The organism is Paenibacillus sp. JT22N15, from assembly GCF_059383755.1.
Map to the genome: position 1 here is coordinate 158,596 of NZ_JBXENV010000002.1, position 21,975 is coordinate 180,570.

At 46.8% G+C, this 21,975-nt stretch carries 15 protein-coding genes and 1 pseudogene; 7 read left to right on the forward strand and 9 right to left on the reverse strand.

What is annotated here, in order from left to right; translation table 11 throughout:
* Window positions 1–12 precede the first annotated feature (12 nt).
* From AC50X8_RS04350 to AC50X8_RS04360, 3 genes and pseudogenes are all read right to left on the reverse strand, one after another.
* Window positions 13–1,194: a hypothetical protein gene (locus AC50X8_RS04350; protein WP_494864773.1), complete on the reverse strand. Its 1,182-nt coding sequence runs from the start codon at window positions 1,192–1,194 to the stop codon at window positions 13–15.
* 29 nt (window positions 1,195–1,223) lie between these two features.
* Window positions 1,224–1,592, reverse strand: a complete 369-nt coding sequence (locus AC50X8_RS04355) for an MGMT family protein (protein ID WP_494864767.1) — start codon at window positions 1,590–1,592, stop codon at window positions 1,224–1,226.
* Between the two features lie 326 nt (window positions 1,593–1,918).
* Window positions 1,919–2,038: pseudogene (locus AC50X8_RS04360) on the reverse strand (TetR family transcriptional regulator); the annotation flags it as partial.
* Window positions 2,039–2,355: 317 nt separating this feature from the next.
* Between AC50X8_RS04360 and AC50X8_RS04365 the strand changes: the two are divergent.
* Window positions 2,356–3,210 (forward strand): SDR family NAD(P)-dependent oxidoreductase, encoded by an 855-nt coding sequence (locus AC50X8_RS04365; RefSeq protein ID WP_056031095.1) that lies wholly within the window; start codon window positions 2,356–2,358, stop codon window positions 3,208–3,210.
* 80 nt (window positions 3,211–3,290) lie between these two features.
* Here the strand turns inward: AC50X8_RS04365 and AC50X8_RS04370 are convergent, their stop codons facing one another.
* A complete protein-coding gene (locus tag AC50X8_RS04370) occupies window positions 3,291–3,800 on the reverse strand; it encodes a GNAT family N-acetyltransferase (RefSeq protein ID WP_056032909.1) in 510 nt (169 codons plus the stop codon).
* A gap of 244 nt (window positions 3,801–4,044) precedes the next feature.
* On the opposite strand from AC50X8_RS04370, the gene AC50X8_RS04375 reads away from it, so the two are divergent.
* Complete coding sequence (locus tag AC50X8_RS04375; RefSeq protein ID WP_494864763.1) at window positions 4,045–4,998, forward strand: ribose-phosphate diphosphokinase; 954 nt, start codon at window positions 4,045–4,047, stop codon at window positions 4,996–4,998.
* A gap of 120 nt (window positions 4,999–5,118) precedes the next feature.
* On the opposite strand, the gene AC50X8_RS04380 is transcribed toward AC50X8_RS04375, so the two are convergent.
* Entirely contained in the window at window positions 5,119–6,885 is a 1,767-nt protein-coding gene (locus tag AC50X8_RS04380; protein WP_494878832.1) for an AraC family transcriptional regulator, read from the reverse strand.
* 194 nt (window positions 6,886–7,079) lie between these two features.
* Here AC50X8_RS04380 and AC50X8_RS04385 point away from each other — a divergent pair, with 194 nt between their 5' ends.
* Window positions 7,080–8,045, forward strand: a complete 966-nt coding sequence (locus AC50X8_RS04385) for an ABC transporter substrate-binding protein (RefSeq protein WP_494878833.1) — start codon at window positions 7,080–7,082, stop codon at window positions 8,043–8,045.
* Window positions 8,046–8,191: 146 nt separating this feature from the next.
* On the opposite strand, the gene AC50X8_RS04390 is transcribed toward AC50X8_RS04385, so the two are convergent.
* Window positions 8,192–10,537, reverse strand: a complete 2,346-nt coding sequence (locus AC50X8_RS04390) for an endo-1,4-beta-xylanase (RefSeq protein WP_494878834.1) — start codon at window positions 10,535–10,537, stop codon at window positions 8,192–8,194.
* Window positions 10,538–10,844: 307 nt separating this feature from the next.
* Window positions 10,845–11,489 (reverse strand): TetR/AcrR family transcriptional regulator, encoded by a 645-nt coding sequence (locus AC50X8_RS04395; RefSeq protein WP_056031110.1) that lies wholly within the window; start codon window positions 11,487–11,489, stop codon window positions 10,845–10,847.
* A 343-nt stretch (window positions 11,490–11,832) separates the two neighbouring features.
* Here AC50X8_RS04395 and AC50X8_RS04400 point away from each other — a divergent pair, with 343 nt between their 5' ends.
* From AC50X8_RS04400 to AC50X8_RS04415, 4 genes are all read left to right on the forward strand, one after another.
* Entirely contained in the window at window positions 11,833–12,600 is a 768-nt protein-coding gene (locus AC50X8_RS04400) for an SDR family NAD(P)-dependent oxidoreductase (protein ID WP_099517260.1), read from the forward strand.
* Between the two features lie 39 nt (window positions 12,601–12,639).
* Window positions 12,640–13,392 carry an SDR family NAD(P)-dependent oxidoreductase gene (locus tag AC50X8_RS04405; RefSeq protein ID WP_494878835.1) on the forward strand — a complete coding sequence of 251 codons (753 nt, stop codon included), beginning with the start codon at window positions 12,640–12,642 and terminating at the stop codon, window positions 13,390–13,392.
* 173 nt (window positions 13,393–13,565) lie between these two features.
* Window positions 13,566–14,018: a hypothetical protein gene (locus tag AC50X8_RS04410; RefSeq protein WP_494878836.1), complete on the forward strand. Its 453-nt coding sequence runs from the start codon at window positions 13,566–13,568 to the stop codon at window positions 14,016–14,018.
* A 108-nt stretch (window positions 14,019–14,126) separates the two neighbouring features.
* Window positions 14,127–14,771, forward strand: a complete 645-nt coding sequence (locus AC50X8_RS04415) for an HAD hydrolase-like protein (protein WP_494878837.1) — start codon at window positions 14,127–14,129, stop codon at window positions 14,769–14,771.
* Window positions 14,772–14,954: 183 nt separating this feature from the next.
* On the opposite strand, the gene AC50X8_RS04420 is transcribed toward AC50X8_RS04415, so the two are convergent.
* Window positions 14,955–15,335 carry a VOC family protein gene (locus tag AC50X8_RS04420; protein ID WP_063892469.1) on the reverse strand — a complete coding sequence of 127 codons (381 nt, stop codon included), beginning with the start codon at window positions 15,333–15,335 and terminating at the stop codon, window positions 14,955–14,957.
* 199 nt (window positions 15,336–15,534) lie between these two features.
* Window positions 15,535–21,345 carry a PKD domain-containing protein gene (locus AC50X8_RS04425; protein WP_494878838.1) on the reverse strand — a complete coding sequence of 1,937 codons (5,811 nt, stop codon included), beginning with the start codon at window positions 21,343–21,345 and terminating at the stop codon, window positions 15,535–15,537.
* Window positions 21,346–21,975 lie beyond the last annotated feature (630 nt).

The window sequence follows — 21,975 nt, forward strand, 5'->3', positions numbered from 1 at the left end:
TGAAAAAGGCTTTTAGTAAGTATAAGCAAGCAAAGCCATTAGGTTGTCGAAGGAATAGGCCTGCTGAGCTGCCGTGTCGCCAAAGCCGCCGAGCAGCGGGCTTCCAACCTCCTCGATTTGGAACTCATTCATTTTGCCAATACTGTCGGCATATAAAGTCTGGTCGCCAATCACGGAGCCAATCATCGCCGTTATCGCGTAGATGGCAGTGGAGCGCGTATCCGTCGTGGCTGCGCCTTCCCTCGTGTATTGGCCGTAAAGCGTACCCGCCTTCACCTTATCCTTTATGTATCGGATGCTTTCGGCTTTTTCTTCACCCATTTCGGCTAATACCAGCACAGTTAACAAAGATTCCACCATATTAATATGATCCGAGCTGTATTTACCTTTGCCATAATCATAACGCGTCTCATAGAAAGGAAATTCATTCGTTAAATAACCGTCCTTGATGACTTTCTCCATATTAGCGATCAGCGTTTGCCGCTCCCCCGCCTCGATAGGCAGCAGCCCCAGCGTCTTCAAATCGATATAGCAGAGCGTAATAAAATCATTCGTTATTTTGTATGTTTCATCATAAAAATCATACAAATAGCCATTTTTCACATTATGCTCGTAAAAACGTTTGCCGAAGCTGTCGGCCTCCTGCTTGTAGCCTTCATTTTGAAAAACATCGCCGGCCTCATAAAGCGCCCGGATGATGCGCAAATCGTCAACCGCTGCGTTCAGCGTATAACGCTTTTGCAGCTTGGGGCTGAAGCGGTAGCTGAAAGCCGTCTCCATATTGAAGGATTGCTTGGCGCGGGCCCACTCCTCCTCGAAAGCAGACTTTTGCTGCGTTAACGCTTTGTAGCGCATCATAAGTCCCGCCGACTCGCTAAGCATTTCATGCCCCGTCGTGAGCTCCGCATTTTGCTCCGTATCCTGCAAATTCGTATAAATGCCCGCCGTTCCAGACAGCTCAGTCGTTATAAAATGATACAGCTTCTGCCGCTTGTCCTGCATTTGCAGCTTGTCACCATAATGCTGCTCTGGCAGCAATGCTGCCATAGGCGTGTCCTGTGGCGCTGCCGAGGATGTAGGCCATGAGGATGGAGCTGGCTGCTCCGAGCGTCCACATGCCGTCAACAATAACACGAACGTTATTGCGGTTAAGATCACTTTTTTGCCCGAACCGCTTGATTGTATTTTACGCATCCATCTGCCTCGTTTCTCTGAATCCGGGTTTAAAACATTTGGTCCACATCGTCTGGATCTAGGTTATCCCACGCTCCCATTATGTCCGCTGGCGCCGGATTAAAACGATATTTTGCCAAATCCAGCTTGCCCTGCGCACTAACCTCGATGCCCTCTTCCTCCAAGCGGGACCGCTGCTCCATATTCCCCTCTTCACTCGGGATGGCGATTTCGCCTTGCGCATTGACAACCCGGTGCCACGGCAGCTGATGGATGCTGCTCTGCGTATGCAAAATCCGCACGACCTGGCGCGCTCCTCTGCGGCTTCCCGCAAGCTCGGCAATCTGCCCATAGCTCATGACAGTGCCTGCTGGAATGCGTTTTATAATTTCAATAACTCTTTTCGTAAATGGCTGCATGATGGCCTCCGCTAGAAAGCTTATTTTTCTTTTGAAAAGATTGTAACATGTTTCAGCATTCGACTGGTTTCTACATTTAATATTTACACGCAAATCTTAAAATAAATTCAAAAAAGGCAAGCACGTCGTTCCCTGGGGAACTTCGGCCTGCCTTATTTTACAATATACATACTTATAAAATTATTGATTGATCAATTACAAATGAGTGAAATAAGCTGCCCGATTAAGCCTTGCTTGCCATATAGGAAATCTGCTCCAGCCATGCTTTGCGCGTTGCCTCATCAGATGCTGGAACGGATTCGAAGAACAGATGATACATAACCTCCAGCCCGCTCGGCTACTTGCGCTGTAGTTGCGCGATAATAACCAATTTCAGAAAAAACCTCAATAGCCGCAGATACGATGTCGGAACGCCTGCTGGCAGCTGTTGCCGTTCCTTTTGCCATAAACGCACCAAACCTTTCAATTGGTATTGATTGATCAATCACTAACTTGATTTAAACTATATCCGATCCAAGGTGAAACGGCTGTCGCCATCCTTTGGCGGCGCGGCGCGTTTCAGTCCGAGAAATATAAGCTGATTATAAGAGTGAAACCTATAAATTCTTATATTTTTAAAAAGACTTGCAAGTCCTTTGTTTCAAAAAGTTTTGCCTGACTGCTTGACTTGGAGTCGCCTCCAAGTTGTACGCTAATGCCATCAAGAGCAGCATCAACAGCTAGCTGCTGGTTTGATTGCCAACCTTATCGAGGAGGAAACATAATGAACAAGCAAATAGATGTACAAACCGCGCTCATTACAGGCGCTAACAATGGAATTGGGCTAGCGCTCACTCGCAGGCTGCTTGGGGAAGGCTGGCATGTTGCCGCGCTCATTCGTTCCGATTTTCTAGAGGACGATGAGGAGATTCAAGCTGCTCTGCGCAAGGGACAGCTTCGCATTTACAAAGCCGATTTAGCTGATTTTGCAAGCTTAAAGCAGGCAATGAAGCAAATTAAAGCAGCAGAAGCCAAGCTGGATGTGCTATTCAACAATGCAGGAGGCAGCTTCTCGGAGCTATCCATAACCAAGCAAGGGCGGGAGCAGCATTTTGATTTGCAGACGGTCGCGCCTTATGCCGTCTTTATGGAGCTGAAGGAGCTGCTCAAAAAAGGAAGCTATAAGACGATCGTTAATACGTCGACCAGCTCTTTCAAAACTTTAAAGAAATTCGACGCGAAAACGTTGGAGCGCCCAACGGAATTCAAGAAGCTGTTCGGTCCCTACTCCACCTCCAAGCTCGCTCTTTCCTTGTGGACAAAGGAGCTGGCTCCAGCCCTTGCTGCAGAAGGCCTGCGCATCATCAGCGTTGATCCGGGCGGCAATAATACGATTAGAAAAGGAAAAAGCTCCGGTTTGCCTTTTTATATAAAGCCCATCATGAAGCTATTTTTCCCGCATCCGAGCAAAGGCGCTTCCCTGCTTTATGAAGCAGCGGTCGGCAAGCAGAAGCTCGCAGCGCCTGGCTCTTATCTTGTAAATGGCAAAACCTCTGCGCTGAAATTTACTGACCAAAGCGCCAAAGTGCTAAATCTCGTCAGCTCGATTTATGACCGGGAGTTTGCAAAGCCCCAGTAAGTGTGAGGGTGCTTCAATATAAAGCCCAATTAAGAGCGGCAAGCTGCTGCTCCTAATTGGGCTTTGGACAATCAAACCAACTATATTTCTTTGTAATATAATACCGTCGCATATAGGTTGCCATCACCTGAACGGGCAAATTTCGGAATACGCCCTGCTTCCATAAAGCCCAGCGACTGGTACAAAATATTAGACGGCGCTCCTTCTAGCGTATCTAGGATGAGCAGGCTTCGTTGTTCCGCAACAGCCCGCTCCTCCGCTGCCTGCATCAGCAGTCTGGCAATGCCTTTGCGCCGCTGCTGGGGCTGCACCATCATTTTGGCGATTTCCGCCCGGTGGGACGCATTTTGCTTTTGCGCCAGCTGGAGCTGTACGGTACCGACAATTCGCTCTCCCTCCTTGGCAACCCACAGCAAAGTGCCCGGCTCCAATACGCCTTGCCAATACCCTTTCGCATCCTCCCTGCTAAGTGGCGGCAGGAAGCCGATCGACGCTCCATCGTCTACGACCTCGACAATGAGCCCGGCTAACTCCTCTAACGTATGCTCATCAAGCTCTGTCAGCTCTGCTACTCGCAACGATTGGCCCATGCCCTCAGCTCCTTTTTCATACTCCTTTTTCATCTCTGTTTCATCCTCTCTAGCATATCCAATTTGTAATTTGAGCTCAATATACTAAACATGATCATCGAATAAATCTTCATTGCCGCGAATAATTTCTGTAAAGACACATCGGAGATGTCCGGCACTATGATGCCAATGGTCAACGTTTTGCGTAGCTACAAGCTTCAAAGCCAAAAAATTGGTGAAACGTTTTTCCTATAGGAGGCTTAAGATGCAAAAAATAAAGCTTTTTTCCGGTACATCCAACCGCAAGCTCGCTGAGCAGGTCTGTTCTTTGCTTGGGCAGCCGCTTGGCGATGTCGCTATTACCCGCCAGCAAAGCGGCGAAATTCACGTTTCCTACCAAGAGCCGATCCGCACCTGCGACGTCTTTATTATTCAAGCGATGTCCCATCCGGTTAATGAACATTTGGTCGAGCTGCTTGTGCTCATTGATGCTGCCAAACGTGCCTCGGCAAATAAAATCAATTTGATTTTGCCCTATTACGGCTATGCCCGGCAAGAGCGAAAAACGGCTCCCCGCGAGCCGATTTCGGCGAAGCTGGTCGCCGAGGTGCTGACGACAGTAGGCGCGAACCGCATCGTAACGATTGATCTTCATGCCGATCCGATTCAAGGCTTTTTTGAAATTCCGGTTGACCATTTAACCGCCCTCGACCTTATTATCCATCATTTAAAAAACAAAAATATTGAAAATCCGGTCGTCGTCTCTCCCGATGCAGGACGTGCTTCCACAGCGGAAAAGCTTGCTGGCGAGCTCAATTGCCCATTCGCCATTATGATCAAAAACCGCCCGGCCCACAACCAGACGGAGATTACGCATATTATTGGCGATGTAGCGGGCAAAACGCCGATTATCATTGAGGATTTGATTGATACCGGGAATACAATCGTCAATGTCGTTAATGCCCTTAAGCAAAATGGCGCCGGGAATGCTTATGTTTGTGCGACACATGGGCTGTTTTCGGGAGGGGCACGAAATTTGCTGGCATCGCCTAATATCAGTGAAATCGTCGTCACCGATACGATTGCGATGCAGGAGGAGCATGAAGCTTTTGGTGAAAAGCTTGTCATCCTGCCAATAGCTCCTATAATCGCTGCTGCCGTACAAATTATTATTCAGGGCGGCTCCATCGATACACAGGTAAACTCGGGCAAGGTTTAACATTTGGCTTCCTTGTTCAGCATACATGTATGCCATGTTTGCTCGCGGTTTTGGAGGATGAAGGGCTGCTGTGTCCCTTCCCTTCCCATCCCTCCTTCCTCCTCGTCCTGTTTGGTTTGATTACCGCATAGGAATGGGACCCACTGCCGTGATCCGCTGCGCGATTTCCTCCGCCTGCAGTAGGGACGACAAAGGATCGGATAAAAAATATTTATTCCATTCCAAGTAAATGACTTCACATGACGGCTTTTTATCCAATTCAGACTTTAGCATCGATTGGGCAGAAGGGCTGCCCTGCGAACTATTCAGCATGAGCAAATAGTCGCCAAGAAACCTGCTAATCGCGCTTCTTTCAATTTGGGCGTATTCAAGCCTCTGCTCCATGATCTCACGGCGTACTTTTTCGGCAGGCTTGAACCCCAGCAGCTCATAGGCAGCTCTGCCTCCACGGCCTTTGCTGTTCCCAACCAAATCGACATGCTCCGACCAATTCGGGTCAGCTATTGTAAATGTCCGCTCAGACGAAACATATGTGCTTACATGATGGCGTACTAGAGAAATTCGCCGTGCGAACTCGTCCAGCCAATTAGCCGCTTCCTTTTTTCGATTCAAAATATGACCCATCGCCTGAATTTCCTCCGCTACAGTCTGGTACGCTTCACTTTGAAAAACAACCGTTGGCGCGATGCGGGCATACGAGGCGTATGCACAGGGGTTCCAGGTAATAATCAAATCCGGCTCCAGTTCCAGCACTTTTTCCAGAGAGATTTGGTTATGGTTGCCGATATTGTTCACCTCCGCATTCATATAGGGCGCAAACCACTCCTTGCTCCCGATCAAAGAATGCGGCGCTCCTAGCGGCGTAACCCCTACCGCCAATACGTGGCCGATATCCCAATCCACGACTACCCGACTAGGCCTATCCGGAACTTGAATGCTGCCCATTGGCGTAGCAATCGTTCTTGTCCTGGTTTCGATGGATTTGCTGTTTGCCCGATTTGCCGTCCCTTCGCTATCCGTTCCTAACCATACCTTTACAGCTGAACCGAGATCTCCAGCTCCAATTTCAAAGGCTGGCCCGTGTTTTTTAAGCTGTTCCCTATAAGACATAGGTGAAATTCCAAAATTTTTTTTAAAATAACGGCTTAATGTAAATCCATTCGCATATCCCACTTGCTCGGCAATATTTTGCAGAGTCGCTTCCGTTTGTCTGAGCAGCCTCGATGCTTGGGCCATGCGAATTTGGGACAGCACACGTCCCGGGCTCGTATGCAGCCGATTTTGGAACAGACGATTTAAATAACGGGGGCTGCAATGAAAAATAACGGCTACGTGCTCAACGGTTATCTGCTCTTTATAATGCTCCGCCAAATAGCCGATGACCTGCATGGTTCGGTCAGGGCTCAAAGCTAGCGCGCGATGCTGCCGAATTTGCTTTAACAGCTCGTACAGCCATTGATAAAATTGGGCGGTCGATTGGATACGCTCCAAATAATCAATGTTTTCCCATTGCTTCTGCAGCTGCACCACATGCTCCAAAAGCGGTGAAGGATAGGACAGCTGCATGCCAAAGTGGGCATTCAAATCCGCAGCTTCCACGGGCAAAGGCCCCAAAAACATATAAACAACCCAATAAAGCTCTATCGCCTCATCGGCTATGACACTTAAATGCGCCCCTTGGCTGCCATGAATGGCATAGCAGGTATCAACCCTGTGCATTTCTTGATTCAGCCACACGATGCCTCGGCCGCGCGTTACATATAAAAAAGTGTTGGACGGGCATATTTGCGAGCTCGGTACCTGATTACTTTCATATTCATAACGCCGTACATCCAATAGCCGAATTGGCCTATTGTCCCACAGCGCTGCATACTGCTCTATATCCATTAAGAAAGCTCCTATCGTTAGCTTCAAAACAAGCATACGTTCTCATCATATATGATAACAATTCTCAATACAAATATATATCAAGTTCCGAAACGGGTATGCCCTCGGTCCGAATTGGTCATTGTACAATCTGAAAAATTCATCTAAAGTGGGATTTAAATGAAAATTGTTATCAATTAGAAAGAGGGTACAAAATGTTTAGACAACAAGCTTTTTACAAAATGGCATGCCTCGCCATGCTGGTACTTGCAGTATTTCTCGCTGGCTGCACTAATCAAGAGACTACCGATCAAGTGGAAGATGCAGTCGAAATTCCGAAAACCCGGATGATAAACACGTCCATTGGAGAGATCGAAATCCCTGCTCAGCCAGAGCGCATCATTGTAGATTGGAATATTGGGCATGTGCTCGCTGTAGGCGTCACTCCTATCGGAGTGCCTCACAGCCTTCTCGATTATGGCGAATTTATGCGCAAACCTCTGGAGAATACAGCAGATATCGGAAATCACAATCAGGTTTCACTTGAAAAAATGGTAGAGCTTGAGCCTGATCTCATTATTACATGGAGCAAAGATGCCTATGAGTCCTATTCCAAAATTGCTCCGACGGTCGTTTTCGTGCCCGACGAATATGCTTCCATGGAAGAGGAAGTGACCGCTATGGGCGAAATTCTGAATCGCCAGACGGAAGCAAAAGCATGGAACGAGCAGTTTACCCAAAGGGCAGAAGCCGCACGTAAAAAAGCACAGGCTGCCGTACCAGCTGGTGCCACCTTTACGATAGCTGATTTTAATTGGCTCACTAATGTAGGCATCGTTGGAAAAAGTGCAAACCGAGGCGGTAAAGCGGTATACGACTTGCTCGGCCTCACCCCTGCCACAAAGATTAAGCAGGACTTAATCGATAAAGGCGAGGAAAGCATGGATATCAGCTCCGAGCTGTTCGGAGAATATGTCGGCGATTATCTTCTGCTTATGAAGTCCGAGAACAGTGATAAAGAAGATATTCCCGAAATATGGGCGGGGATGGATGCCATGAAAAACAACCGGGTTTATGAGCTCGATATTCATAAATACCTTTCTGCTGATCCTTATACGACGATTTATCAGGCAGAAGAAATTGCTGAAAAATTAGCTGCCAAGCAAGCTAAGCTGGAATAAGTGAAAGAGTAGAGCATAATAGACTTGCTCACGTGTTAAATAATCGTCTTCTTTTGGCGGACAGGCTGGTTCAGCAGGACGTTAAAAAAGGAAGTGCAGAAAGGCAACGATCTGCCTTCCGCACTTCCTTTTTTTCGTTTCCCCTATTAGCTAGGCTCCGTGCCCCACACTAAATTTCCGTTTTGATACAAGGTGACCTTCGTATAATCTGCATAAGTCGTCCGTGTCGAGTTAAAAGAATAATCATCCGTCTCGCTGAAATTTGTCCAATCACTCTTATGAATGCGCGTATGAATTTCGCCAGATGTCCCGCCCGCTGGGATGCTGCCCGCGCCAGAGCCAAAGGACAGCTCTACATAATAATCGGCGCCTGTCCGCGGCGTACTCAGCTTGACGAAGCTGCCCGATACATGACCGTTGCCTACTTGGGCATAGTCGCTGAAGAAGTTTTGCTGTTTTTCCCCGTCAATCGTATACCAGTAGCGGATCTTTAGTCCGCTCATTGCGACGGGAGTCGTCCCGTTATTTTTTATGATGAACTGCGGCTTAAGCTGGTTATCCCCTGCATTATTATCCCCTAGTCGATAAGCTACCGCTAAGGCGCCAGAAGGCTGCTCTGGCCCGGTCGTACCGCTCGGTGTAGCAACGGCTTCAGCCGAGGCTGCTCCCGTACCAGCACTGTTGGCCGCCTGAATAATATAATAATAGGTCGTTCCGTTCGTAACGGCTGTGTCATTATAGACGCTGCCAGATACAGCAGCAGAAAGCGTCGTATATGGCCCGCCGCTCGTCGTTGCCCGTTTCACCGTATACGAGGTCGCGCCGGCTACCGCATTCCAAGCAAGCTGAACCTGCATGCTGCCAGCTGTCGCTGTTAGGCCAGTCGGTGCAGCAGGAACGAGCGGCCCCTCAGGCGTCTGGACCGTTTCCAGCACCGACCAATAGGCAGGCTTGGACTGCAAACGCTCATCGAACAGCAGCGGCCAATTGTTGCGGGTTACCGGGAAGGTGCGAAGCCACGTATGCGCATCATCCTTGCCCCATAAGGTTACATTCGTAACGGTGTCCGTATGCCGCAAAAACACCTGAAACAGCGCTTTGTACAAGTTGGCTTGGCGCTGCTTCAGCTCCGCGGAGAATGTATCGTAGGATTGCGAATTATCCGAATAGACGCTAATGTCCAGCTCCGTAATATGCGTCTCCAGTCCAAGCGCTTTGAACTTGATGATGGAGCTTTCAATTTCCGCAAGTGTTGGATAATAAAGACTAATATGCGTCTGGTGGCCGACGCCGTCAACCGGAACGCCTTTGGCCTGCAAACGGGTAATTAAGTTATACAGTGCCTGGCTTTTTGCCGATTCATGCGTATTGTAATCGTTAATGAACAGCTTCACGGTCGGATCCACTGCGTGGGCGAACTCGAACGCTTTTTCAATATATTCTTCCCCTGCAATTTGATACCACAGGCTGCGGCGCAAGCCATCTGGCTGCGATGCATCGATAACCTCATTAACTACATCCCACGCATAAATTTTGCCCTCATATCGTTCCATTACAGTCTGAATATGATTTTGCATGCGTGCATACAGCACCGCTTTGCTGACTAAATTTCCGTTCGCATCACGAAACACCCAGTCAGGTGTTTGTGAATGCCAGACTAGTGTATGCCCGCGCACTTGCTGGCCATTTTGCACTCCGAAAGCTACCGCAGCATCTGCCTCCGTAAAATTAAACACATTCTCCTGCGGCTCCGTGCTGTCCCACTTCAGCACATTGCCAGGCGTGACGCTGTTAAAATGCTTGGAAAGCAGCTGTTTATCCGGAACGGTCAGCAGCTCATCATTGGTAAAAGCTGAGCCAATTAAAAATTTCCCGGCAAAAGCAGCTTTAAGCGACGGTATGTCTTCAATTATAATTGGGCCAAGATCCGGCTGCCGCTCAAACCGGAAATCATCAAGGTAAAAGGAAGCGGTTGCACTTCCTGGCACCTCAAAATAAACCGCTACCTGTGTGGCCGGCTCTAGCATTTTGAATGTAGCCTGCAGCTTCGTCCAGCCGCTCGCTGTGACCGCTCCAGATGCGATATTTTCATAACGGGTACCAGCAGGCAATGTGCGCTGAAGAGACATTGAAATATTGGCGTTTGCTGCTCCAGCAGGCAGCTTGACCCAACCAATAAACTCATACGTTTGCCCAATCTCAAGCTGGCTTGTCACATCAAGCGAAGGCCCATGCCAAGTGCTTGTGCGTCCACTTACCGCCAAGCCGTATGCTCCGCTGCGCGCTGCTGCTGCATTTGCAGCCAATACCTCCACACCGCCGCGGCCAACCCATTGCTGCACCGTACCATCCTCAAAATCGCTTTGCTGAAGCAAGGTATTCCCGGTTTCCACCGCTTGCACAGGCTTTGCCCAGTAGAGGGGAAGCAATAAACTTACGATAATTAGAAATTTAAGCGCTTTCATAAATGGGTAAAGCTGACGATTGCTCATTCTTTAATTCACTCCTTTTCCTATTCGGGTATGGTAACCACTCACAAATCCGAAGTACTGTCGTTCAACCTACTTAACGAAGATAACGGCATATACTTGTCTATATTTTTAGACAGACGCGCCTCCTCCCTATTTTGGTTGGAAGAGCCGACCCTTTTGCAAGAAAGATACCCGATAGTTAGAGCTGGGAACGACCCCTATGAAAAATTATACATCTTCCTAGCTGAGCCTACAATATCAATTAATAGAAAAATTTGTAACAAAATCTTGATCCTTTGCCCTAACGAACGCAAGCTTCTCCTAGGCATTACTGATTATAAGGGGAATAGACACTTACGGTTGGAGCAGACGAAGGCGCATTTTTTTTGAACGTGATTTTGTCCATTTTGCGATTTACCAGCCCAATTAACTGGTCCGCCATGTAGGAGGTGGAATATTTAAAACCCGATTCTTCCCAATAAAGAATAACGCCCATTGCAGCTGACATCTGGTAGCTGAGCAAAATTTCGTAGTCTAGAGCAGGGCTGCCCACATCCATAGTTATGTGCATATCGCGCCTCATCGACTCCCGAAGCACGTCGTAAAGCTCAAACCCAAAGCTGCGATCTACGGAAAGCAGCGCCTGAAATTCATCTTTATGTTTTTCAATATGGTCAAACAGCTGCAGCGCCGAAGGATAAATATCTTCAGCCTTTACCAGATCCATCCCCTCGTATGGAATAAGCAAAGTCTCTGCAAAGCCAAGCAGAAATTCGCTACGTATCTCTTGCAGCAGCTCTTCTTTGCCGACAAAATGCTTATAAAAAGTTCCGCGATTATAATCCGCCCGCTTTGCCACATCAAGTATGGTCACAGCCTCATATCCTCGCTCTAATATGAGCGACACGAATGCAGCTTTAATCGCTTGACGCGTCCTTCTCGTCCTTCGGTCCAGTTGCTTCTCCGTTGCCAATGCGCTCAGCCTCCAAAGCCTATAGGTAATGTTGTCCCTATTATACCTCATTCGATATTCCATAATAAATGTTATCTAATCTCCCACACCTATTAAACACCCAAAGCTTGCATACAGTGGAATACATTTATACATCATAAGCAAAAATCAACAATTAAGTTTCATATGTTCAATTTCCGTCTATAAGTAGACATACATTCTTTACCTGTCACTTACATGACATTTAAGAAAGTATTGATTATTGTCGTGACAACATTGTGAAGTGTAACCTGTAATGGCACACATACAACTTATTCATACAAGCTGCGCTCGACTAAATTATACGATAAGGATGCGATAAAACATGGTTACAACAACAACGAAAACCGCAGTCATTACAGGCGCCGCTGGCGGTATTGGAAAAGAGCTTGCCCGCCGTTTTGTAGAGCGTAAAGTTAATTTGGTACTGGTAGACTTGAAGCTTGAAGCTTTGCAGCAAGTCGTTGCTGAGCTTGGCCTAGACGATTCCAACTCCCTAATCGTTGCAGCAGACGTCTCCAAAGAAGAAGATGTTGAAAACTACGTAAATAAAGCCGTGGAAAAATTCGGCACAATCGATTATTTCGCTAACAATGCCGGCATCGAAGGTCCATCCGGGCTCATCGAAGAACAAAGCGTGAAAGCACTTGACCTTGTATATAACGTTAACGTTCGCGGCGTATTCCTTGGTCTTCACTACGTCGTTCCTGTTATGAAAAAACAAAAATCCGGCGCGATTTTGAACACTTCATCACTGGCGGGCCTCATGGGCGCACCTGGCATGTCCCCATATATCATGTCCAAGCATGCCGTAATCGGCTTGACTCGCGTTACAGCTAATGAGCTTGCTCCGCTTGGCATTCGTGTCAACGCCGTTCTTCCAGGTACGATCAATACGCGCATGATGCGCCAAATTGAAGAAAACTTCGGCAATCCAGAGGCATTCAAAAAAGCCAATGAAGCCGCAACACCGATGGGCCGTTACGGTGAACCGGAAGAAGTAGCTGCTGTAATGAATTTCCTTCTGTCCGATGAAGCATCTTTCGTTACGGCATCGCTTTATACGGTCGATGGCGGTATGGTTGGTCAATAACAAATAAATATACAACTAATGAAAAGGAGATTATCTACAATGAAGCTTGAAAATAAAGTCATCATCATTACAGGTGCGGGAAGCGGCATTGGACGAGCGACTGCCTTGAAGCTTGCTGCCGAAGGCGCTATCGTCGTATCCTCCGACTACAATGAAGCTACTGCCAAAGAAACAGCTGAGTTGATCAAGCAAGCTGGCGGACAAGCTTCCGCAATCCGCGCTGACGTTTCCAGCGTGGAAGATGTTAAAAACATGATCGACAAAGCAGTTGAAACGCACGGTACGCTTGATGGAATTTTCAACAATGCCGGCGTTGGCGACATTCGTTCCTTTGAGGATCACACACCAGAATACTTCAACCATGTTATTTCTGTAGACCAATTTGGCGTGTACCTGGGCATCTATTATGCCTCGAAGAAAATGAAAGAGCTTGGTGTTAAAGGTATTATTATCAACACCGCTTCCATCTTCGGTTACATGGCTGCTAAAGGCAGCTTTGCTTACCAAGCTGCTAAGGCTGCTGTTGTCATGATGACAAAATCGGCAGCACTGGAGCTTGCTGATGCGGGCATTCGCGTAACTGCAGTCGCACCAGGCTTCATCGATACACCGATTATCAAGGATGGCGATGATTTCAAAAATTTCCTTGCTGAGCAGCATCTGAGCAAAAAGCTCATTCAGCCGGAGCAGATTGCTGATGTTGTAGCTTTCCTCTTCTCCGAAGAAGCTTCCGCAATCAATGGACAAACGATTCCTGTTGAAGATGGCTTCCTCATCTTTAAACGCTCTTAATTGCTACAAACAAGCAGCATCTGCCGATTACTGGCAGGTGCTGTTTTCTTTTTCTGATTAGTGTATTGTTCCTAAAGTTAGGAATATAGGACTATTCATTTTCTAGTTAAAAAGATCGAAATAGTACTAGGATATGGATTATTATATTTTTATAAACAGAAGGAGAATTATCTATGAAATTCCAAACTATTTTGGCCGAAAACACTGAATTAAAAATTACTACTGGTTTTGCAGGACGCTTTTCGGTATTTATTAATGGCAATAAAATTGAAAAAACAAATGATGGCTACCTCTTCCCGCTCAATGGAGAGACGCAGCAAATTACGGTTAGACGGGCGATGCTTGATAACGTACCGAACGTGACATGGAATGGCCGCGAAGTGCTGCTCGCCAAAAAACTAAAGGGCTATGAATGGATTTTGAGCGCATTGCCTTTGCTGCTGCTCTTTCTGGGCGGTGCTGTAGGCGGTGCAATTGGTGCCATTGCCATGCTTGGAAACGTTAATCTATTCCGCAGCCAGCTTCCTACTGCCGCGAAAGTCCTCCTCTCCCTGCTTATCTCAGGCTCCGCTTTTATCGTCAATATTCTTGTCGCTATGTTCATTTATTCGATGGTCAACGGCTAGAGAAATGTTAAAATGCCCGTACCCGCAAAGCTCCGTCATGAACTACCCTTGTTGTTATCGTCTACTTTTTATAGTATAAATAGGCATAACAAGGGAGCTGATACTGGTATGTACAAGCATGTTATTTTTGATTTTGACGGTACGATTGCCGACTCTGCTGCCGCTGTATTTACCATCTATAATGAAATGGCGGCACAATATCGTTTTAAGCCTGTAACCGAAGAGGAATATAAGAAGCTGAGCCAGCTATCTTTGCAGGAGCGATTTAAAGCGCTTGACGTTCCCTTTTATCGGTTTATGCTGTTTCGCAAAATCAGCAAGGAATTCAAACGGAAATACAATGAGCATGTTGCTTCGATTCCATTTTGTGACGGGATGCAAGATGTACTAAGCCATTTGCTGCAAAGCGGCATCAAGCTATCCGTTATTACATCCAACGCTGCAAACAACGTCGCAGATTTTTTGCAGCCCCACGGCATTCACACCCTGCATGACATACGCAGCTCCAGCGGTCTGTTCGGCAAGCATAAAACCATTCAAACCTATTTGAAACAAAACCGTCTCCGGCCGGAGGACGTGATCTACGTCGGCGATGAGCTGCGGGATATTGTAGCTTCCCATAAATGCGGCATTAAGGTAATCGGAGTCACTTGGGGACTCGACCCTAAGGAACTGCTGGAATCCGGCAAACCTAGTTTTTTAATTGACCAGCCCCAAGAGCTTTTACATCTAATAGAATCCACCTCTCCTTAACTTCACAGGAGTCGAAAACATACCAGCCTCTACTGAGTGAAAATCTGCCTGTGCAAAATTTACTCATGAAAAATCCCCTATAAGTAAATTGTAACGAGCTTGCTCCACACTGTTTACTTATAGGGGATAATATAAAGCAGGGCTGACCTTAACTTACCATCAACTTTTTTACTTCTCATAGAATCATACTAAGTACTGTGATAATTCAATGAGGTTCCGATCTGGATCTCGAACATAAACAGAGACAATCGGGCCAAGGGCTCCTGTTCTTTTTACTGGCCCTTCCTCAATTTCAACCCCATTTTTATGTAAATGATGCACGACCTCTTCTATGTTTATATCAGTAATAAAACATAAATCGGCAGACCCAGGTAAAGGGTGCTCAGCTTTGGGTTCAAATTCTTTTCCAGCCTCATGCAAATTTATTTTTTGATTACCAAAACGCAAAGCTTTTCGATTCACACCGAACGTCTCTTCCTTCATTCCCAAAACTTGTGTATAAAAGTGTATAGTCGCTTCTAATTTACTGACAGTTAAAACGAAATGATCAAGCCGTTTTATCATCATTTTCCCTCCAGTTTCGACAATCTACGTACTGCTTCAATCTATTTGGCAACAAATTATACCAAAAAAGTGACAACAACAAAATATTGCTTTTAATTTCGCTATAATTAAGAGCCTGCTGCTATACATTGGAACGGCCCAGCAAATCTGCATAGACCAGCTGAGCCGTCCTGATTATTCTAATTGCACAAAATAAACTCTATCGCACGCGATGAACGCCCAGAACATCATTAATCGTGCCATCTATCGACACCTGGACAACATCCTGCTTCACTGTTCCATTATTATAATGAGCTGTAAATGTGAAGCTTAATGTTCCTTTGTTAAGCTTTTCAAAGGAAGCATCCCATAGCGCGCCAGCCCATAATGTGCCCGCCGTATTTTTCACCTCCAGCTTCGTTTTATAGCTGTTCATGGCAACTTCAACGCGCTCTGGCTTCGTATCCGTCCCTGTTTCTGTCGCATTCGCTACCAAAATGAACTTTTCGCCTGCCCAAAATACGCTGTATGCACGCGGAGTTTCTTCATCTCCGCCCTGCTTTTTGTTATAGGATTTACGAATGCTGTTCCAATCGTCCGTATGATTGACCATTCCCGCCACTTTCAGCGGCTGCACTTGAACGGTTTGGGAGATCGTTACTGGTTCGGCTAAACCGTCATCTACCGTTACGCTAAGCTGCCATGCGCCAGTCTGCTCCATTTTGAGCTTCGGCCCTGTCTTGGCGTAAGGATAGGAAACGGTATACTCGTACGCATATTTTTGCCCGGAAGGCGACTGAAGCTCCATCTTTAGAGCCAGCGTATCTTTGTCCGGATCAGCTGCAATCGCCTCGAACGTTACCATATCCCCTTCAAAAATCGGTTTCGGAGACCAGTCTACATCAATCGTTGGCGGGCGATTGGTCACAAAATAAATATACGCATATTTCCCTAGATTGCCCGCTACATCCGTATCTATGACCGTCAATCGATACGCTTGTCCGGGAATTAATCCTGTTACTTGATGAGAACGTGCCGCCTGCTGCAGGGCTATGCTGTATTCGGCCGAACCATCGCCATTCAAATCAATCGTCGTCACACTGCCATCTGTATGAACCTTTTGCATATAAAAGACTCGAGCTGCATGGCCTGAGGATGGGGACGCATCGCTAAAAGCATTAAAATTAACCGTTACCGAGGTCGGTTTGATTTCGAGCTGCTCCTCCACATCATCCGGCTGCACGGTATCCACAAAGAAATAGCCGTTGCTGCTGTAAGGCCCCCATACATAACTGTCATAGGCTCTCGCTTTCCAATAATGCAGACCTTCCTGCAAATTGAATGCTGGCATATGACTGGCTGCAGCACTCGCCATATTAGTGTCCAGCACCCTGCGATCCACAGCATGGAAAAATACCTCATAATCGATTGCTGTGATAGGGTCATTTTCAGGATCAACAGTAAATACACGCAAATTCGGACGATCGTTATTCGTATAGATCGGCTCCGAGGCTGTTGCCCCGTTGTAGCTAAGCAAGTAGGTTGTTGGCGGCGAATCAATGATAAAATATACGACATTGCTATCATCCGACCATGCTCCACGGCTGAATACACGCCCCTGTACCTTCACCTTGCGTCCAATATCTATCGTGCCTGCTTCAAGCTGGAAGCTGGCATCACTGCCCGGGTATTCTACCTCCAGCGCCGTTTGGCCATTATCCACATACGTTAGTTTCAAATAAAACTGTTCCTGCGGATCATTTTCTTTATCCCGATATATCCACTTTAGATTAGGCTCGTTAAGGACAACTGTTGGTGCAGAAGAAGAACCAGCAGGATAGGTAATGACCATTTCCGGCTTGGACTGATTGACTGCAGGCAGCGCTTCCTTATAAACTCTCGTCTCCGCCCAGAAACTCCATGCCCCATGCATGTCCTTCACCTGCTCCTGAACGATCAGCTCGATGCCGGGACGGCTATAAAGCAATCTTTTCCCTGTTGTCCAGGCGCTTTCGTCCGCCCAGCGTGTCCGAAACAAACGATCCGCCAAATAACCGGGAACATCCGGGTCATACGACGTATCGTGCGTCAAATAATCCAGCGCTTCCCCTCCAGCGTAAATGGTGCCCGTAAACCAAATATCCGGCTGCGCAATTGGTCTGCGGTGCACATAAAGCGATTTTGTAACCGGCTCCGAGAACAAACGGTAATCAGCCAGTCCGGGATTATCCTGTGCCATATAAGTAATGGCATACAATCCGGGCTTTTCGAGCGAATTTAGCGCAGTTCCAAATGCTCTCCCATCATACTGGCTAAGGCCAAGCGTATTGGCAAAATATTTTGGGTTATGCGCGTAGCTCCATTTTTCCGCCAATTTCGCATCCGTCTCAGGATCATTAAACAGCTTATTGTATAAAATCTGTTCGCCTATAAGCACGGCTTCATAGGTTTCCTCTGGAATAGAATCGCCATAATTGGTGCGCTTCACTTGGCTAAACGAGGCTTGCTGCTGACCAAGCGACATTAAGCCTGCTGAGCCTTTTTTGTAGGTGGCGTCCGCCGCTTCCAGCTTGTTAACCCCATTAATAGAAACTCGGTGTACACCTGCAAGCGATTCTAGCCTGAAAGCATAAGGGATACCCGCACTCCGCGGCATGGCTGCCTGAGCCAGAACGGTCTTGTTGCCGCCCGACACTTTGTAAAGCGTAAGGGAGTTGCTCGTCCACTCCACTGCATACATATTTTTTTCATCTTGAATTTGAATGGCTGCCCCTACTGGTTTATCATTAGATAAATGATTGATGGATAGCTCAAATTCAAGCACCTGATTTCGCATTATGCTATTCGGATCGTAAAGCAGTCCGCCCCATGCCTCGCTATCGATCTCGACCGTAGCATCGTTCAGCAGACGCGGCAAATCTCCTGTTGATTCACCTGTGAAAGGAATAACTACTTTTTTGCTCGTGAGTGAGCCTGAGTATGGTCCCGTATAGATAACATCTGTTCCGATGCCTAAAACCGAACCATTCGGAAGGACGTTGGATGAAGCGTTAAAAGCAACTCCATCATAGCCATTTCCATCTGAATATTTCATCGTATCCGTCACAAAATAGGCTTTGTTCTCATAAGTTTCCGCACCTAAAGACGGTGTTTGATTAATGCCCAATACACCTGCCCAATGCTGTAATTTTTGAAATGCTGAGCTTGCCCAAACTTGCTGGCCACCCGATGTCTGATAAGTAATTTTATTAAATAGCTTCACACCAGATGCCATTGCCCAAAATTCATCCGAAGGCTGTGAAAAAGGACCGATCAGGCCTGTTTTAGGCCATAAAATTTGCGTCATGATCGGATCGCTTGGCGACGGGCTTTTATTATTCGCAACTATAAAATGATCCAGCATTCGGTATGGATTTCTATCATCGTTACTCGTGATGGAACCGTCCGGCATTATCAAAAAACCATACGGCGTCGCCATAACTCCGGACTTATTAACCGCTGTTTTTGCGAGCTCGTAAGGGAATTTCAAAACATCAATCGTACCGCTGTTTTTCTCCGGCCTCGTAAAGCTATTCGTTGCTGTACCGTAAGACAGAACGCCACTCACCTGGGAGTATCCGTAATTTCCAAACTCAAAACGCATGGAGGTCGCATAGCTTTTCATTCGGTCAGCAGACATCGTAATAGCAGAAAGCATGCCATTGCCCGTAACATGATTGGCTATAAGCTGACCATTAGGGTTTACGACATAAAATAATGCCGTCCAATTATCTTCCGTACCTCTACGCATGTTTGCAGCCACTAACAAATTGCCATTTGCATCGACATCTACACTGCCGATCTGGTAAACGTTCCATGCATCTATTCCCGCATGCACAAGCTTTGTCCAATACAGCGTTTTTTGCGCGACAGAATATTTAGCTACATAAAGCTTTTGCCGAATATCGAATGTCCGTCCTCCGTTGCTTTCCCGATACGCGACATATAGAAACTGCCGATCTGGCGAAAAAGCTGTACCGATGACCTTATTGCTCGGATCGTCCCAATAGCTGCTGCCCGCTGCACCTCCAGTCGCTGGGGGTGCGATGTTAGGGTATTCCTCCAATAGCTGCCCGGTCTCGATGTCATATATGCGCAGCGCATCCCCAGAAACATTCACTGTCCCTTCTTCTAGAAAATAAGCCTGCTTCATTTGGGTTGGATGATATTGATAAAATGCCCCTTTGAATGTGCTTCCGGGATGCACATACGTATGTTCAATCTGGCCTGTCCATACATCACGAATGGAAAACACCCAGTTTTTAGACTCTGGCGGTTTGTAGCTATAAGCATAATAATACCCAGCCTCGGTCATCACTGTCGTTTTGTAGCCAGCATAAATTTGACCGATACTGCCTTCCCATGCCGGCAGCGGCTTCACCTTTTTCGCCAAGTTATAGCTTCCATTAAAATCTGCCCATAGCGCATTGCGGGTCGTCAGATTAACTCCATTTGATTTCCAGCTTACCTTATTTGTCGCCCCGCCTTCATATGGCGTCTTATTAACCCATGATCGCAAAATCGATTCCGGAGAATATGAGGTAATTGGCGGACCGCTGCTCTCCCCCTGATCCGGCTGCTGCGTCAGGCCGACTGCAGTAAAATCTACACTTGGCGCGCGATTAATAATGTCCGTTGCCACAATAGCAGACTGTGCTGACAAGCCATAATCCTCCGTAACCGTTGCCCGGTACTGCCGCTTGCCAACTGTCGCATATTTTACACTATGCACCTCCTTGTAAGTCCCGTTATACAACGTGTGCCATGGTTCCTCATTAAAATCCCCATCATTGTCACCATCGTAACGCTCTTCAAGCAAAAGGCGCTCCAGCTTGTCGCCATCTGGGCTGCTTGCATCCATATAAAGCGTGTTTTCGTTATCGCGCACGCCTTGCTCGGCAGCTAAAAACGCCACTACAGGCGGCTGATCAGGAACAACCTCCAATGGATAAGCCGTCCATTCGCTTTCTCTCCCTTGAGAATCATGGACCTTGCCTTCAAGAGTGTAGGCTCCTAGCTGATCCGGTGCTTTAGCAGGCCATACACCGACCGTATAAGGACCACTATCATTTTTCTTATAGCGAATTTCCGACTTGCTGAAATCAATGGTCACTCCCCGCTCCGACAGTGGTGAAAACGAGTTATTCAGATGATAAGGCTGCGGGAAGGACCTCCCCTGAATCCAGCGCGTTACACCAGAAATGATGGCGACTGGTTTCGGGTCATTGACATAAAGCAACGCCGTATCTGATTGGCTTTCATAGTCGTTAGATACATTCAGCGTAGCCTTATAAACGCCCGGTTCATTAAAGGTCACCGTGGGATGAGAGAAAGCTTTTTGATCAAAATTAAATTTGTCTAAATTTTCAGTTAATTCCCACGAATAATCGGTATATCCTCGGGCTGTCGCCGATAATGTAGCCCGATCACCGGTAAAAATGGAGGTTGGACTCCAGTTTGCATTCACTTCGAGGATTGGTCTTGGCGCAGGCGTCGGCTCGGATCCTCCATTGGAAGCTGTAGCGATTGGCGTAGATGCTCCCGGCTTTGTAACGGTCGTCGTGCATTCAATGGCCTGCTCCGCTGTCGTTCCGTCCGTGAATGTGACTATGGCGCGCATGACAAATGTCTCGGTGAAGCTGTCTCGGCCACTCAACTGGGCCTTCGGTATTGTGAATGCAAATTTATAGCTGATCGTATCCAATACTTGAGCTATGGTCTGCGTCTGATATTGGGTCCCGTCTTCAAGGCGGCCAAACACTTTCCAGTTTTTTATTTTAAGCGAGCCTCGCTGCTTTATCGTTGCAGTAATTGTTGAGTTTACAGCAACGTCTTTGTCTGCAAAGGCAACAGTTGATGGATCAGCTTTGCAGGAGCAGTCGAGGTAGGGCTGGTCTACTGGAGGAAGCTTTTCGTAGACAACACGGACTTCGCCTTCGTAATAATAAGTTTGTCCTGACCAGTCTGTTGATGCCGAAATAAGATATCTCATGCCGATAGCATTTCCTGTGCAACCATTACAATCGTTGTATTCCCAATTGGTATTAGTCTTGTCTATCGGAACAGCTACTGAGATATAACCATAGCCATCGTTTCCTTTTTTAGCTTCTACTATCTTGTGAAATATTTTCTCATCATTTTTCGAAGTAGCTCGTGCATCTGTAATTTTAATAGTTGACGGAATTAATTTATTTATAATTACAGACTCGTTATTAAATGTGTAATACTGAGGACCCTCAAACTGGGGATTTGTAACAACAGCCCATCCTTGTGAATCTTTCATTTGAGTAGATATAGTCTTTCCACTTGCATCCTTTGATGGCAGTATGCCTGGACAAATGGAAAGGTTACCCTGCCAACAAGCATCGCCAGCAGGCGGTGTTACGTTATAAGTTACACCATCAACACCTTTAAAGACCCATTCTTTACCGTTAGAGCGCCTATTAACGGCAAAATACATATCCGGATTGTAGCCTTCAGTTATGGCCGTTACTTTTGTTCCAGAAAACTTTTTCACTGTTATTTCATTATTTGAATAGCTAAAGTTACTTTGAGCGATTCCTGAATTAGTTAACTTTAATTCACCTTTACTATTGGCCACCATTGACCAGAGTTCATAGGA